Annotated in this window: 12 protein-coding genes; 7 read left to right on the top strand and 5 right to left on the bottom strand. The window is 66.7% G+C overall.

The window, feature by feature from the left end:
* Window positions 1-128 precede the first annotated feature (128 nt).
* Window positions 129-770, top strand: a complete 642-nt coding sequence (locus tag R2601_RS14675) for a TIGR02453 family protein (RefSeq protein WP_007799695.1) — start codon at window positions 129-131, stop codon at window positions 768-770.
* Between the two features lie 10 nt (window positions 771-780).
* Here the strand turns inward: R2601_RS14675 and ppk2 are convergent, their stop codons facing one another.
* Window positions 781-1,758, bottom strand: a complete 978-nt coding sequence (ppk2, locus tag R2601_RS14670) for a polyphosphate kinase 2 (RefSeq protein WP_007799694.1) — start codon at window positions 1,756-1,758, stop codon at window positions 781-783.
* Between the two features lie 159 nt (window positions 1,759-1,917).
* Here ppk2 and trpA point away from each other — a divergent pair, with 159 nt between their 5' ends.
* On the top strand, window positions 1,918-2,709 hold the full coding sequence (gene trpA, locus R2601_RS14665; protein ID WP_007799691.1) for a tryptophan synthase subunit alpha: 792 nt from the start codon (window positions 1,918-1,920) through the stop codon (window positions 2,707-2,709).
* 227 nt (window positions 2,710-2,936) lie between these two features.
* On the opposite strand, the gene argC is transcribed toward trpA, so the two are convergent.
* The gene (argC, locus tag R2601_RS14660) at window positions 2,937-3,881 is read right to left on the bottom strand and encodes an N-acetyl-gamma-glutamyl-phosphate reductase (RefSeq protein WP_007799689.1); all 945 of its coding nucleotides are present in this window, start codon (window positions 3,879-3,881) and stop codon (window positions 2,937-2,939) included.
* A gap of 120 nt (window positions 3,882-4,001) precedes the next feature.
* Window positions 4,002-4,769, bottom strand: a complete 768-nt coding sequence (locus R2601_RS14655) for a ZIP family metal transporter (RefSeq protein WP_007799687.1) — start codon at window positions 4,767-4,769, stop codon at window positions 4,002-4,004.
* A 142-nt stretch (window positions 4,770-4,911) separates the two neighbouring features.
* Between R2601_RS14655 and R2601_RS14650 the strand changes: the two genes are divergently transcribed.
* Window positions 4,912-6,078, top strand: a complete 1,167-nt coding sequence (locus tag R2601_RS14650) for an alpha-hydroxy acid oxidase (protein ID WP_007799686.1) — start codon at window positions 4,912-4,914, stop codon at window positions 6,076-6,078.
* 121 nt (window positions 6,079-6,199) lie between these two features.
* Here the strand turns inward: R2601_RS14650 and R2601_RS14645 are convergent, their stop codons facing one another.
* Window positions 6,200-7,348 (bottom strand): MFS transporter, encoded by a 1,149-nt coding sequence (locus tag R2601_RS14645; RefSeq protein ID WP_007799685.1) that lies wholly within the window; start codon window positions 7,346-7,348, stop codon window positions 6,200-6,202.
* Window positions 7,349-7,522: 174 nt separating this feature from the next.
* Here R2601_RS14645 and R2601_RS14640 point away from each other — a divergent pair, with 174 nt between their 5' ends.
* From R2601_RS14640 to R2601_RS14630, 3 genes are all read left to right on the top strand, one after another.
* On the top strand, window positions 7,523-8,143 hold the full coding sequence (locus tag R2601_RS14640; protein ID WP_040544757.1) for a 50S ribosomal protein L25/general stress protein Ctc: 621 nt from the start codon (window positions 7,523-7,525) through the stop codon (window positions 8,141-8,143).
* Window positions 8,144-8,691: 548 nt separating this feature from the next.
* Window positions 8,692-9,009 (top strand): hypothetical protein, encoded by a 318-nt coding sequence (locus R2601_RS14635; protein WP_007799682.1) that lies wholly within the window; start codon window positions 8,692-8,694, stop codon window positions 9,007-9,009.
* 72 nt (window positions 9,010-9,081) lie between these two features.
* The gene (locus R2601_RS14630) at window positions 9,082-9,654 is read left to right on the top strand and encodes a hypothetical protein (RefSeq protein WP_007799680.1); all 573 of its coding nucleotides are present in this window, start codon (window positions 9,082-9,084) and stop codon (window positions 9,652-9,654) included.
* Between the two features lie 18 nt (window positions 9,655-9,672).
* On the opposite strand, the gene R2601_RS14625 is transcribed toward R2601_RS14630, so the two are convergent.
* Entirely contained in the window at window positions 9,673-11,925 is a 2,253-nt protein-coding gene (locus tag R2601_RS14625) for a molybdopterin-dependent oxidoreductase (RefSeq protein ID WP_007799679.1), read from the bottom strand.
* Between the two features lie 295 nt (window positions 11,926-12,220).
* Between R2601_RS14625 and R2601_RS27015 the strand changes: the two genes are divergently transcribed.
* The coding region (locus R2601_RS27015) for a hypothetical protein (protein WP_007799677.1) at window positions 12,221-13,668 on the top strand (1,448 nt) is incomplete at its 3' end.

Here is a 13,668-nt window from a genome sequence, read left to right as displayed (position 1 = left end):
TGTCATGCCCTTCGGACTAGCCGCGGTGATGGCGCTTGGCAAGGTTCCATGGCGTCACGTCGGCGGAGCTGTGCTAAGATGACGTGTTACGTACGAGTCATTTTGTTTTCGAAGATTGGAGTCGCGCGATGACCGCGCAGATTGAGCTGACCCATTTTGCCCCCCAGACCCGGCGTTTTCTGATCGATCTCGCCGCGAACAACAACCGAGACTGGTTCCGCAGGAACAAGCTGCGCTACGACAGCGAGGTGAGGCGACCGGCCGAGAGGCTTGTCGACCGCCTCTCGGAGCGGCTGGCCGCGGCCACCGGGCGCCCGGTGCGTGGCAAGCTCTTCCGCCCCCATCGCGACGTGCGGTTCTCCGACGACAAGACGCCGTTCTACACCCATCTTCATGCCGCCTGGACCCTGCCGGGCGGGCGCAGCTGGTACTTCGGGCTCTCGGCGGATTACGCCACCGCCGGCGCCGGAGTCATGACGTTCGACGAAGACCAGACCGTCGCGTGGCGGCACTCGGTCGCGGGCGTCTCCGGCGAGGCTCTCGCGGCCCTGCTCGAGAGGCTGGATGCCCGGCTCGACCCGGCGACGCTGGACGAGGTGCCCGCTCCCTACCCGGCGACGCATCCGCGCGCGGACCTGCTGCGCCGGTGCGGTTGCGTGGCGTGGTACGACGAACTTTTCGAGGCGCTGGCGGAGGATCCCGAAGCCACGCTCACGCAGACCTTCGAGCGCCTCTCACCGTTGCAGGACTGGCTCGCCAGGCACCTCTGAGGCGCGCCACTCAGCCCCCGGCCCTGCGGGTGCCCGGGTGCAGCGCGGTGCCAAGGATGTGGTCCGAGCGATGGATCACATGCGCCGCGCCGCCGACGATCAGCGGATCCGCCGGCTTGGCGATGTGGCGGTCCTTGCCGGGGTAGTCCAGCGTCGACAGGAAATGCCGCATGCAGTTGAGCCGCGCGCGCTTCTTGTCGTCCGACTTGACCACCACCCAGGGCGCATCGGCGGTATCGGTGTAGAAGAACATCGCCTCCTTGGCCTCGGTATAATCGTCCCACTTTCCAAGGCTTGCCTTGTCGATCGGCGACAGTTTCCACTGCTTGAGCGGATCGGTCTCGCGGCTCTTGAAGCGGCGGCGCTGCTCGTCCCGCGTGACCGAGAACCAGTACTTGAACAGCTTGATCCCCGAGCGCACGAGCATGCGCTCGAGATCCGGCGTCTGGCGCATGAACTCGAGATACTCGTTGGGCTCGCAGAACCCCATCACCCGCTCCACGCCGGCGCGGTTGTACCATGAGCGGTCGTAGAGCACGATCTCCCCCGCGGTGGGCAGATGCTCGATATAGCGCTGGAAATACCACTGCCCCTTTTCCAGGTCGGAGGGCTTGTTGAGTGCCACCACGCGGGCATGGCGCGGGTTGAGATGCTCGGTGAAGCGCTTGATCGTGCCCCCCTTGCCGGCGGCATCGCGGCCCTCGAACAGCAGCACCGCCTTCTGGCCGGTCTGCTGGAACCACAGCTGCACCTTGAGGAGCTCGGCCTGGAGCTGCGCCTTCTGGTGCTCGTAGCTCTTGGTCGACATCTTGGTGTCGTAGGGATAGGCGCCGGTCTCGAAGGCGAGCCGGATCTCGTCCGGCGTCGGTGCCACGCGGCGTGCGCTGCGCGGCGCGGCAGCGGCGGCGCCGTCCTGCGCCGGGGCGTCGGTGCCCGGCTCTGTCGGGATATGTGCGGCGGTGTCGGTCTCGGGTGGCGTTGCGCTCATCGGATGCCTTTCCTCTCGGTCCTGCTCACAGCCCTATCCCGCCAAGGCTGTGCCCGGCCTTGACCGGTGTCAAGAAACCGCCCCCTTCGCGGTGCGCAGCTTATTGATTTTCGCCCGTCATTCCGGCAGACCTGCCGCGACCATCAGGGAAGGACCGCCATGACCCGCATCGACGCAAAATTCGCCGCGCTCCGCGCAGAGGGCAAGAAGGCCTTTGTCGCCTATGTCATGGCCGGCGATCCCGACTACGACCGCTCGCTCGAGCTGGTGAAGGGGCTGCCCGCCGCCGGCGTCGACATCATCGAGCTCGGCCAGCCCTTCACCGACCCGATGGCCGACGGCCCGACCATCCAGCTCGCCGGTCAGCGCGCCCTCGAGGCGGGCCAGACGCTGGAGCGCACGCTGCAGATGGTGCGCGATTTCCGCGCCGGCGACGATACCACCCCGATCGTGCTGATGGGCTACTACAACCCGATCTACAACCACGGCGTCGAGCGGTTCCTCGAGGACGCGAACGAGGCCGGCATCGACGGGCTGATCGTGGTCGACCTGCCTCCCGAGGAAGACGAGGAGCTCTGCATCCCGGCGCAGAAGGCGGGCCTCAACTTCATCCGTCTCGCCACCCCCACCACCGATGACAAGCGCCTGCCAAAGGTGCTGCAGAACACGTCCGGCTTCGTCTATTACGTCTCGATCACCGGCATCACCGGCGCCGCCGCCGCGCAGGCCGCCGATGTCGCCCCGGAAGTGGCGCGCATCAAGGCCAAGACCGATTTGCCGGTCATCGTGGGCTTCGGCATCCGGACCCCCGAAACGTCAGAGAGCATCGCCGGTGTCGCCGATGGTTGCGTCGTGGGCTCGGCCATCGTTGCTGCCCAGGCCGAGGGCAAGCCCACCGAGGAGGTGCTGGCCTTCGTGAAATCCCTCGCCGACGGCGCCCACCGCGCCTGAGCCGAGAGACGACCAACGACGAAGGGGCGCCCGGCCGGACGCCCCTTTTTTCTTGCCGGCCCCACCCCTCTTGGCGGACCCGCATCTTCTCTGGTTTCAAAATACCTCGGGGGTGAATGGGCCGCAGGCCCAGAGGGGGCAGCGCCCCCTTCCTCGCATTAATGGCGCACCTTCGGTCCGACGGGGACAGCGCCCCCTGCTTCGCCCGTAACGAGGCGCAACGCCGCCTACTCGGCCGCCCGCGCCTCCGGCCCTTCGAGCCCGGCGCCCTCGTCGACCCCGAGCATGATGTTGAGGTTCTGCACCGCGGCCCCGGACGCGCCCTTGCCGAGATTGTCGAGCACCGCGACCAGCACCGCCGCGCCGCTCGACGCATTGCCATGCACCGAGAGCTCGAGCCGGTTGGTCCCGTTCAGGCGCTGCGGCATCACCCGCGGCTCGTGCACCGATGCCGCGACCACCGAGACGAAGCGCTCGCCCTCGTAGGCCGCGCGCAGCGCCGCCTCCGCCGCGGCAATGCCCTCCGCGCCCAGGCCCGGCAGTTGCACCGCCACCGCCATGCCCTGCGCGTAGTGCCCGACGGACGGAACAAAGACCGGCGCGGCACTCAGCAGGCCGTGCTTGGAGATCTCCGGAAGGTGCTTGTGGCCCTGCGACACGCCGTAGAGGAAGGCGCCGTCGGTCTCGCCGGCCTCGAACTCGGCGATCATCGCCTTGCCGCCGCCAGTATAGCCCGACACGCCCGAGATCGCCGGCCCCGCATCCGCTGCCAAGATCCCGGCCTCGACCAGCGGCCGGATCAGCGCAATGGCGCAGGTCGACCAGCAGCCCGGGTTCGAGACGTATTGCGCCCGGGCAATCGCCTCGCGCTGCCCCTTGGCCATCTCCGCGAACCCGAAGACCCAGTCATCGGCCACCCGGTGTGCGGTCGAGGCGTCGATGATCCGGGTGCCGTGCGGCACTGCCAGCTCGACGGTCTCGCGCGCGGCATCATCGGGCAGGCAGAGGATCGCCACATCGGCTTCCGCAAGGGCCTCGGAGCGCGCATCACGGTCCTTTCGGCGCTCATGGGCGACCTGGACCAGGGCAATATCGGCGCGCGCCTCGAGACGCTCGCGGATCTGCAATCCCGTGGTACCGGCTTCGCCGTCGATGAACACCTTGTGGGCCATGTCGTGCCTCCTTTGTTGCGAGGCCCGCCTATAGCAGAGCGCCGGTGAAAAGGAAACGGCGGGAGGATGCCCGCGCGCGCGGAGGCGAGGCTCCAAGAGCCGATGCGCGCTCGCGCCGCCTCAGCCCAGTGTCACGTCGAGGAACATCATCAGGATCAGCCCCACAAGCAGCCCCGTCGTGGCGCGGTTCTGATGGCCGTGACGGTGCGTCTCGGGGATGATCTCGTGGCTGATGATGAAGAGCATGGCACCGGCGGCAAAGGTCAGCCCCACCGGCAGCACGTAGACCGAGACCGACACCGCAGCCACGCCGATGAGGCCGCCGATCGGTTCGACCAACCCGGTGAGGGTCGCATACCACACGCTGCGCAACCGGCCATAGCCCTGCCCGCGCAGCGCCACCGCCACCGCAAGCCCCTCGGGCGCGTTCTGAAGCCCGATGCCGGTCGCGAGCGACATGCCGTTGGTCACGTCGCCGCCGCCGAAGCCAATGCCCACCGCCATGCCCTCGGGGAAGTTGTGGATGGTGATCGCGAGGATGAACAGCCACAGCTTCGACAGCGCGCCGGGATCCGCGCCCTCGGGGCCGGTGACGAAATGCTCGTGCGGCACCCAGCGGTTGATCCCGGCGACCGCGAGCGCGCCTAGCGCGATGCCCGTCGCCGCCAGCAGCGCCGCCGCGACGGTCGTGCCGTAGATCGCCTCGCCTTCCTCGATGCCCGGCAGGATCAGCGAGAAGAACGAGGCCGAGATCATCACCCCCGCCGCGAAGCCCAGCATCATGTCATTGGTCCGGCGCGTGATCTCGCGCCCGAACAGCACCGGCAGCGCCCCCACACCGGTCATCAGTCCGGCGCCGAGACTGGCCAGAAAGCCCCATAGGATCATCGCATCGCCTCCTGCTGGCACGCACTGTCCTCCCATGCCGTCACTAACCCGGCATGGCGGGGAAATGTCCAGACCGAGAGATTGCGCAAACTGTCGCGGATTGGTAATCAAACCTGACCGCATCGCCCGGAAGGACCGCCCCATGCCCCACATCACCGAGATCGAGGACCTCAAGCGGATCTACCGCCGCCGTGTCCCCAAGATGTTTTACGACTATTGCGAATCCGGCAGCTGGAGCGAGCAGACCTTCCGCGAGAACAGCTCGGATTTCGACGACATCTACCTGCGCCAGCGCGTCGCCATCGACATGACCGGCCGGTCCACCGCCACGAAGCTCATCGGGCAGGACGTGGCGATGCCGGTGGCGCTCGCGCCGGTGGGCCTGACCGGGATGCAGCATGCCGATGGCGAGATCCACGCCGCCCGCGCCGCCGAGAAATTCGGCGTGCCCTATTGCCTGTCGACCATGTCGATCTGCTCGATCGAGGACGTGGCCGAGAACACCTCGGCGCCGTTCTGGATGCAGGTCTACACGCTCAAGGACGACGATTTCATGCAGCGCCTGTTCGACCGCGCCAAGGCGGCGAACTGCTCGGCGGCGGTGATCACCGTCGACCTGCAACTGCTGGGCCAGCGCCACAAGGACATCAAGAACGGCCTCTCCGCCCCGCCCAAGCTGACGCCGAAATCCGTGGCCAACATGATGACCAAGGTGCAGTGGGGGCTCGAGATGCTGCAGACCAAGCGGCGCTTCTTCGGCAATATCGTGGGCCACGCCAAGGGGGTCGACGACCCCTCGAGCCTGTCGACCTGGACAGCCGAGAGCTTCGACCAGGCGCTGAACTGGGACCGCATCCGCGAGTTCCGCAAGATGTGGGACGGGCCGCTGATCATCAAGGGCATCATCGATCCGCGCGACGCGCTCGAGGCCTGCAATGTCGGCGCCGACGCCATCGTGGTCAGCAACCACGGCGGCCGCCAGCTCGACGGCGCGCTGAGCTCGATCCGGGCGCTGGCGCCGATCATGGACGCCGTGGGCGACAAGATCGAGGTGCATCTCGACAGCGGCATCCGCTCGGGACAGGACGTGCTCAAGGCGGTGGCCATGGGCGCAAAGGGCTGCTGGATCGGCCGCGCCTATGTCTACGGGCTGGGGGCGATGGGCGAGAAGGGCGTGTCGGAAGCGCTGCGGGTGATCCACAAGGAGCTCGACAGCTCGATGGGTCTCTGCGGGCGCACCGACATCGGCGAGGTCGACCGCGACATCCTGATGATCCCGAAAGGGTTCTCGGGCGACTGGGAGGCGTGAGGGCGGAGGTCCCGTCCGACTGACGCCACACCGTGTTGAAGGAAAGGGAGGGGGCGCTGCCCCCTCTTGGCCTGCGGCCAATTCACCCTCGAGGTATTTTTGAACCAGAGAATATCCGGGGTCAGGCCGGCGTGGATCGGCGCATCCAGGGGATGAGGGCGAGCGGGATCAGCAGCAGGATGAGCGCGACCATGGCGAAAGCGGCGGCGAGCCCGATGCCGCCCGAGACCAGCCCCATCAGCGGCGGCCCGAGGAAGAAGCCGGCATAGCCGATCACCGAAAGGCGCGAGATCGCCTGTGCGCGGCGCTCGGCCGGGCAGCGGGCGGCGACGAAGGCGAAGGCCATGGGGACGATCACCGAGGCGCCGAGCCCAAGGACGGCGAAGCCCGCATAGGCGATCCAGAGGCTGTCCGCGAGCGCGGCCAGCAGCGCCCCGCAGGCCGAGACCGCCGCACCGATGCGGATCACCGTGGGCTCGGCGAAGCGTTGCGCCAGCCCCTGCCCGAACAGCCGCCCCACGGTCATGGTGATGCCGAGCAAGGCCGGGCCGACCGCACCTGCGGCAGCCCCCGCGCCGAGGTTGCGCTCGAGATGCAGGGCCGACCAGCCTTCGGTGGCCTGCTCGGACAGGAAGCCGATCAGCACCACGAGGCCCGCCGGCAGGATCAGCCGCCACGGCGTGGCACCGCGCGGCGTCCTGCCGTCGCCATGGGCAGAGGCGGTGGGGGCCGAGCCCATCACCGCCACGAGAAGCAGCGCCGCCAGTCCAAGCCCGGCGAAGGCGACCAGCGGCGACGCACCCAGCTCGCGCGCCAGACCAGTGGCAAGCGCCGAGACCGCGTAGACCAGCGAGTAGACCGCGTGGTTGAGATTCATCAGCGGCCTTCGGATCGACGCCTCGAGCCCCGCCACTTGCGCGTTCATCACCACGTCGAGCAACCCGGCCGCGCCGGCGGCGGCCAGCATCGCCAGCGCGAAGCCCTGCCAGCCGGTGGCGACCCCCGGCAGCAGGAAGGCGCCGGCCAGCAGCACCGAGAGCACCGGCAGGGCCAGCGCCCCGAGCCGCCGCTCGGCAACCGGTGCCAGCCACATGGCAAGCACCGCGCCGCAGGTCGAGACCAGCATCGCCAGCCCGAAGCCCTCGTCCGAGAGCCCGGCCTGCGGCTTCAGCGCCGGCACCAAGGCGGCGAACCCGCCCCAGTAGAGGCCCATGACGGCAAACGCCGCGGCGGGGCCACGGCTGGCCAGAAGATCGTGCTTGAATCCCATGCCAGCGCCCTGCCACGCCGGCGCGGCGGCGTCCAGAGCGCCCGGCGCAACGGCGGCAGAGCGGCGCGGGACAAAAAGAGGCTTGAGAAACCGGGCGATCCGGTCTATCGGAGCGGCTCTTACGCGGGGTGACAGCCTTGGAGGCACCCTGCCCTTATTTATGGAGATATCAACATGGCTGGTGAGATTCCTGATCTCGTGGCTCTGGAACGTACGGGGACAGGCAAGGGCGCCGCTCGTCAAGTCCGTCGCGACGGCATGGTTCCGGGCATTGTTTTCGGTGGCGATGCAGAGCCGCTGGCAATCCAATTGCCCTTCAACGAGCTGCTCAAGCGCCTGAAGGCAGGCCGCTTCAAGTCGACCCTGTTCAACCTCAAGGTTGACGGTCACGACGATGTCCGCGTCATCTGCCGCGACGTGCAGCGCGATGTCGTGAAGGACCTTCCGACCCATTTCGACCTGATGCGCCTGCGCCGCACCAGCCGGATCAACCTCTTCATCCACGTGGACTTCATCAATGAAGAAACCGCGCCGGGCCTGAAGAAGGGTGGCGTGCTGACCATCGTGCGCCAGGAAGTCGAGCTCGAAGTGCTCGCCGGCGACATCCCGGACCACATCACCGTGGACCTGGCGGACAAGCAGATCGGCGACGTCATCCACATCTCGGACGTGACGCTGCCGGACGGCGCAAAGCCGACCATCGACCGTGACTTCGTGATCGCCAACATCTCGGCTCCGCGCGGCCTGCGCGCCGATGACGGCGACGAAGGCGAAGAGGAGGCCGCAGAGGAATAAGTCCTCCGCAGCTTCGACAGATCGCGAGACGGCCCTGCCCCACGGCAGGGCCGTTTTCGTTCCGGCCCAGCGGTCGCAGCGGAAGCAGGGGCGCCGATGATTCGCCTTGGTCGCAACCACCGGGTGGGATCCGCAGCCCGCGGCGGCGCCCGGCGCGCTTCGGTCAACGATCGGGAACACGGCCCCGCGCACTCACCTTCTGCGTGTCGCGACAACAAGGCGTCGCTGGCACGCGGCGCGCCGTCATCGCCAAAGAGGCAAGGCGCGCGGCCAAATTGAACAGAGCAATGCTGACGTTGCGTGAAAATCTCGGAAGACCGCTTCGATACACGCTTGAAGCGTATAAAGAAAACGCCTCGGCGACCGAAGTCACCGAGGCTATACTGATCTAAATACAAGACGGCGGCACCACTCACGGAACGTCGTCTTGAACATATTACCACGTCGCGAAGAGGGCTTCCAATGCTTTATCATTGTGATAAACATGCAACCGAGGCGCAGTTTCCTATGGTTGAGGAACGAGCCATGCGCCTAACGGGATCCAAGACATGGACAAGCTGACTCCGATCTTCGAACTGCGCGACATGCTGAGGCAGCTTGAGCGCGATGTCGGGCTCGACGATCTCAGCCGCACCGAGCGCGATGTGCTACTGGCCGCGCACAGCCTTACGGCCCGCGTCGGCGACGCGATCAGCACGGAACAGATGCGCAACCATGCGCTGCTCGAGCCGGTGGCGCAGGCCACGCTCTACCGTGCCATCCGCACCCTGCTGGGCCACGGGCTTCTCGAACGGGCCGGACAGAGCAAGGCGCGCAATTATGTTGTGCGCAGCGATCTTGTCGGCAAGGATCTTCAGCAGAGCTGATCCGCAACCGACACATCAGGCATACCGCGCGGTCGAGGCCGCACGCGACCGGATGAGAAAGACCCGTTACCAATGCAAATCCGATATTTCGGTGTGACCGTCGTGGCCTATATCCTCGCCCACGGTCTGACCGCCATGCTGATAACCCCGCTTCAGGCGCGGCTGCTGCCCGATGTCACCAGCTTTGCCAGCCTGCTCTATCTTCCGCACGGGGTGCGGGTTCTGGCGACATGGCTGCTCGGCCGCGTTGCGATCCTGCCGCTCTGCGTCGGCGCCTTCCTGTCTGAATGGATGTTCGCCGGTGCCGGGATCGGCTCGGTGACCGAACCGGTGATCCTGATCTCGATCCTCGTCGGCGCGGCCTCCGCGGCGGTGGCCTTCGAGCTGATGCGCGCCTTCGGGCTCAACCTATACGCCACGGAGCGTCTCCGGGTGCACTGGAAATGGCTGCTGCTGGTCGGGACGCTGGCCTCGGTGCTGAATTCGGTCGGCCAGTCGCTGGTATTCTCCGGCGCGATCCTGCCGGAATGGTCGGTGGTGGTGCTGGTGGTCTATGCGGTGGGCGACCTTCTCGGCCTGATCGCCACGACCTTCATCCTGATGCTGGTGTTCCGCTGGTTGCGCGCGGAACGGGCGCACGGCTGAGGCCGGCGCCCGCGATCCTCACGCCTCGAGACCGAGACCCGACACCTCGACCAGCGCGGTATGGGCGCTGCAACCCTGCCCCAGCTTCGACGTACCGATATCGGCGGTGAGCACGTTCGGGTTGCCATGCGGATCGAGATTTTCGCCGGGATCGCCGAACCACGCGCCTGTCGGCAGCGCCACCACGCCGGGGCGGATCTCGTCGCTGACCCGGGCCCGCGCCCGTACCGCGCCGCGCGTGTTGAACACTCGCACCAGATCACCGCTCGCGATCCCGCGCGCGGCGGCATCCCCGGGATTCATCACCAGCGTCTCGGGACGCGCGCCGGGGCGATCGGCCAGCGCCGCCTCGAGCTGGCTGTGCAGTTTGTCGCCCGGCTGCGGCGAGACGAGGTGCAGCGGCGCCTCTCGCCGAGCCGCGCCGAGCCATTCCGAGGGCGGCAGCCAGACCGGGTGGCCCGGGCAATCGGCGTAGCCGAAGCCGTCGATGGTCTCGGAAAAGATCTCGAGCCGCCCCGAGGGCGTGCCAAGCGGCGCGCCATCCGGATCCTCGCGGAAACGGCGCAGGAAGCTCGGGTTCGGCCCCTCGTAGGTGATCGGCAGCTTGAGCCAGTTGACCTCGCGCAGCCCGGCGAGATCCGGCACCTCTATGCCGTCCTCGGCGGCAAACTGGCGATAGCCCTCGTAGAGCGTCTCGATCCACTGGGTGCTGCTCTTGCCCTCGGTATAAGCCTCGGTCGCGCCCATGCGGGCGGCGAGGCCGGCGAAGATGTCGTAATCGTCGCGCGCGTCGCCCACCGGCGGAATCATCGCCGGCATATGAAAGAGGTAGTCGTCGAGCGGCGAACGGCCGATATCCTCGCGCTCGTAGGGCGTTGTCGCCGGTAAGACGATGTCGGCGCGCTTGGCCGTGGGGGTCCACCACGGCTCGTTGACGAGGATGGTCTCGGGCTGCTGCCACGCCTCGTGGAAGGCGTTGAGATCCTGATGGTGGTGGAACGGGTTGCCGCCGGCCCAGTAGACAAGGCGAATGTCGGGATAGGGCTCGCGGTTGCCGTTGAAATCATAGGGCTGCCCGGGGTTGCGCAGCATGTCGGCGATGCGCGCCACCGGGATCACCTTGTCCACCGGATTGACGCCCTGCGGCAGGGTCATGCCGCGCATCCGGCGAAACGCGTGGCCGACGCCACCGATGGCGCCGTAGCCATACCCCACGCCGCCGCCCGGCAGGCCGATCTGACCGAGCATCGCCGCCAGCACCGCCGACATCCAGTAGGGCTGCTCGCCATGCTCGCCGCGCTGCAACGACCACGCCACGGTGATCATCGTGCGGGTCAAGGCCATGCGCCGGGCAAGCTCGCGGATGGTCTGCGGGTCGGCCCCGCAAAGCGGCGCAGCCCATTCAGGCGTCTTGGGCTGGCCGTCGCTCTCCCCCAGCAGATAGGGGCGGAAGCGCTCGTAGCCGGTGGTGTAGCGCTCAAGGAAGGCGTGATCCGCCAGACCCTCGGTTTCGAGCACGTAGGCCAGCGCCAGCATCAGGGCGGTGTCCGAACCCGGTTTCACCGGCAGCCACTCGCAGCCCTCGGGCGCGTCGCCGCGCTGCGGTCCGATATTGAGGCAGTACATGCCCTTGGCGAGGAATTTTCCGATCCAGCCCTTGGTGCCATGCTCGGTCACGCCGCCCATGCTGACCTGGCTGTTCTTTGGGTTGATGCCGCCGAACATCACCAGCGTTTCGGTCTCTGCCTCCAGCGTCTGCCAGTTTTCCTGATGGTCGTAGAGATGCGAGATGAAGTTGTGACCAAAGACATGCGGCATGATCGCCTGCGCGCAGCCCGTCGAATAGCTCCCGAAGGAAGCGACATAGCCGCCAACGCTGTTGAGGAACCGGTGCACCTGGCTCTGGGCATGGTGGAAACGCCCGGCAGAGGACCAGCCGTAGGAGCCGCCGAAGATCGCCTCGTTGCCATGCGCGCGCCGGACCCGGTCGATCTCTTGCGCGGCAATGTCGAGCGCCTCGTCCCACGGCAGTTCGACGAAGGGCTCGCTGCCGCGCCCGCCGCGCTTGCGGCCCTCGAGCCAGCCCTTGCGGATCGAGGGGCGCGCCACCCGGCTGCGGTGATGCACGGCGGCGGGGATCGCCTGCGGGATCTCGGGCGGGGTGGGATCGGCACCAAAGGGCCGCGCGGCGACGATGCGATCGCCCTCGACATCAAGCTCGAAAGCGCCCCAGTGGCTGGAGGTGACCCGTGTGCTCTGAGGTCCGGACATCCGTCACTCCCGATTTGAGAAAATTTTACATCTAACCGAGCGCCGGCGAGACAGACTCATTTTCCCAGAAAAAGAGGCGCGGGATCAAGGGCCTGAAAGCGACCAGATCAGCAGGCGGCCCCTGCCCCGGCCGGTACGCAACGATCACCCGCCAAATCCATTACATGCACTTTGACATATATCATGGTTTTCGAATGCAACTTCATGGCCTAATTGCCGAGGGACAGCATGGGGGGAGACTGCAAGCAGGCGAGAACCAAGGCCGTCCCGGGAGGAGCCTTTTGGAGACGGTACGATGGCACTTTACAGCTCGGCCCTGCACGTCTTTTCGGTCGATGACCTGACAGCAACGTTCAGTGGCCTTCAATTCCCCGATTACCCCGAGATGCTCGACACCGCAGGCGCGGTGGTCGAACCCTATGTAAGCCACGCGGGCAACATCCTGTATGGCATCGACAATGAATTCGGCTTCCACGTGACCGACTTCATCGGTGCCGAGGAGAAGGAGCTCGACGGTGACTATGCCGAAGGCTTCGCGGGCAATATCTATGGCGAAGGCGGCGAAATCGTCGGCATCGCCGTGCGCAACGCGGAAACCGATCTGTTTCTCTCCGGCGCTCCCTTCGGCACATGGTCCCTTGGCCTTGGCGGCTCGACCGTGAAAGCATCGACAGAGCATTACACCACCATGCAGGCGCTGCTCTCGGATCAGGCCTATCCCGGTGACGAAAACGCCATCGGCGGGCTCGACGACGACCTCAAGATGGCCGATCTCTATGTCGCCGAGGATGGCAGCCTGACCGAAGGTCCGCTCAACGACTTCTACGTGAAGGAGACCGTGGCGGCGCTTCAGACCGCGATGGACAGCCCCGACCCGGCGCTCGACACCGTGCTGACGGATGTCGATTTCGACCGCGACGGCACGCTCGACACCTACCGCCTGACCAAGACCACCGTCGACTATGACAGCGACGGCGACGGCGTGACCGAAGCGATCACCGTGGGCGCCGTGGACATCGGCAACGACGGCACGCTCGACGTGGTCGACAGCTTCCTCAACGGCTATGGCGGCGAGGCCGATCTGACCGACCTGCTCGAGCCCAACGAGTCCAGCGTCACCTACAACATCGCCTACGGGCAGGACTACTCGGTGACCCTGAAGGACGACGGCAAGCTGCTCTATCGCTGGGGCGAGGCGGTGAAACGGCCCAATGACATCCGCATGGAGGTCAATATCGACCTGCCGGAAGAGTGGACCGTCGACGAGGATGGCAATGGCATTGCCGACAGTCTCGAGGACGGCTCGAATGGCTTCGTCGTGACCAAGGCCGAACTGATCGTGACCCACACGATCACCAACAACCCCAACGACCAGATCCGCCCGGAAGACTATGAGAACGAGGCCGCCATCGGCCGGCTTCCGTCCTACTACATCGTCACCGATCCGGATGACGCGGCCAACACGCTCTGGGTCTCGCCGGTCGACACGTATAACGGTCTGGGCGACGCGCTGCCGAGCTACTTCGTGCTCGACGAGGCCGGCCAGATCGACATGAGCGTGGTCGGCGGCACCGCGGTCTACAACCCTGATGGCGAGCTAGTTGGCTATCGCAACGAGGATGCCGAGGGCAACGCGGTCGGCACCGTGCTGCGTGACATGTCTCTCGTGGCGGCCGCCGCGGCGGCGGATCTCGACTTCAGCACCGAGGACCTTGCCGAGGGCTTCACCGACTCGTGGTACAC

It is taken from the genome of Salipiger bermudensis HTCC2601 (genome assembly GCF_000153725.1).
Lineage (GTDB): Bacteria > Pseudomonadota > Alphaproteobacteria > Rhodobacterales > Rhodobacteraceae > Salipiger > Salipiger bermudensis.
Note: the sequence above shows the minus strand (reverse complement) of the source record. Positions and strands in the feature narration are given on the sequence as shown.

Bases quoted from the DNA above. Each gene is read 5' to 3' on its own strand.
- R2601_RS14675 (WP_007799695.1), top strand. From the start codon at position 129: ATGACCGCGCAGATTGAGCTGACCCATTTTGCCCCCCAGACCCGGCGT.
- ppk2 (WP_007799694.1), bottom strand. From the start codon at position 1,758: ATGAGCGCAACGCCACCCGAGACCGACACCGCCGCACATATCCCGACA.
- trpA (WP_007799691.1), top strand. From the start codon at position 1,918: ATGACCCGCATCGACGCAAAATTCGCCGCGCTCCGCGCAGAGGGCAAG.
- argC (WP_007799689.1), bottom strand. From the start codon at position 3,881: ATGGCCCACAAGGTGTTCATCGACGGCGAAGCCGGTACCACGGGATTG.
- R2601_RS14655 (WP_007799687.1), bottom strand. From the start codon at position 4,769: ATGATCCTATGGGGCTTTCTGGCCAGTCTCGGCGCCGGACTGATGACC.
- R2601_RS14650 (WP_007799686.1), top strand. From the start codon at position 4,912: ATGCCCCACATCACCGAGATCGAGGACCTCAAGCGGATCTACCGCCGC.
- R2601_RS14645 (WP_007799685.1), bottom strand. From the start codon at position 7,348: ATGGGATTCAAGCACGATCTTCTGGCCAGCCGTGGCCCCGCCGCGGCG.
- R2601_RS14640 (WP_040544757.1), top strand. From the start codon at position 7,523: ATGGCTGGTGAGATTCCTGATCTCGTGGCTCTGGAACGTACGGGGACA.
- R2601_RS14635 (WP_007799682.1), top strand. From the start codon at position 8,692: ATGGACAAGCTGACTCCGATCTTCGAACTGCGCGACATGCTGAGGCAG.
- R2601_RS14630 (WP_007799680.1), top strand. From the start codon at position 9,082: ATGCAAATCCGATATTTCGGTGTGACCGTCGTGGCCTATATCCTCGCC.
- R2601_RS14625 (WP_007799679.1), bottom strand. From the start codon at position 11,925: ATGTCCGGACCTCAGAGCACACGGGTCACCTCCAGCCACTGGGGCGCT.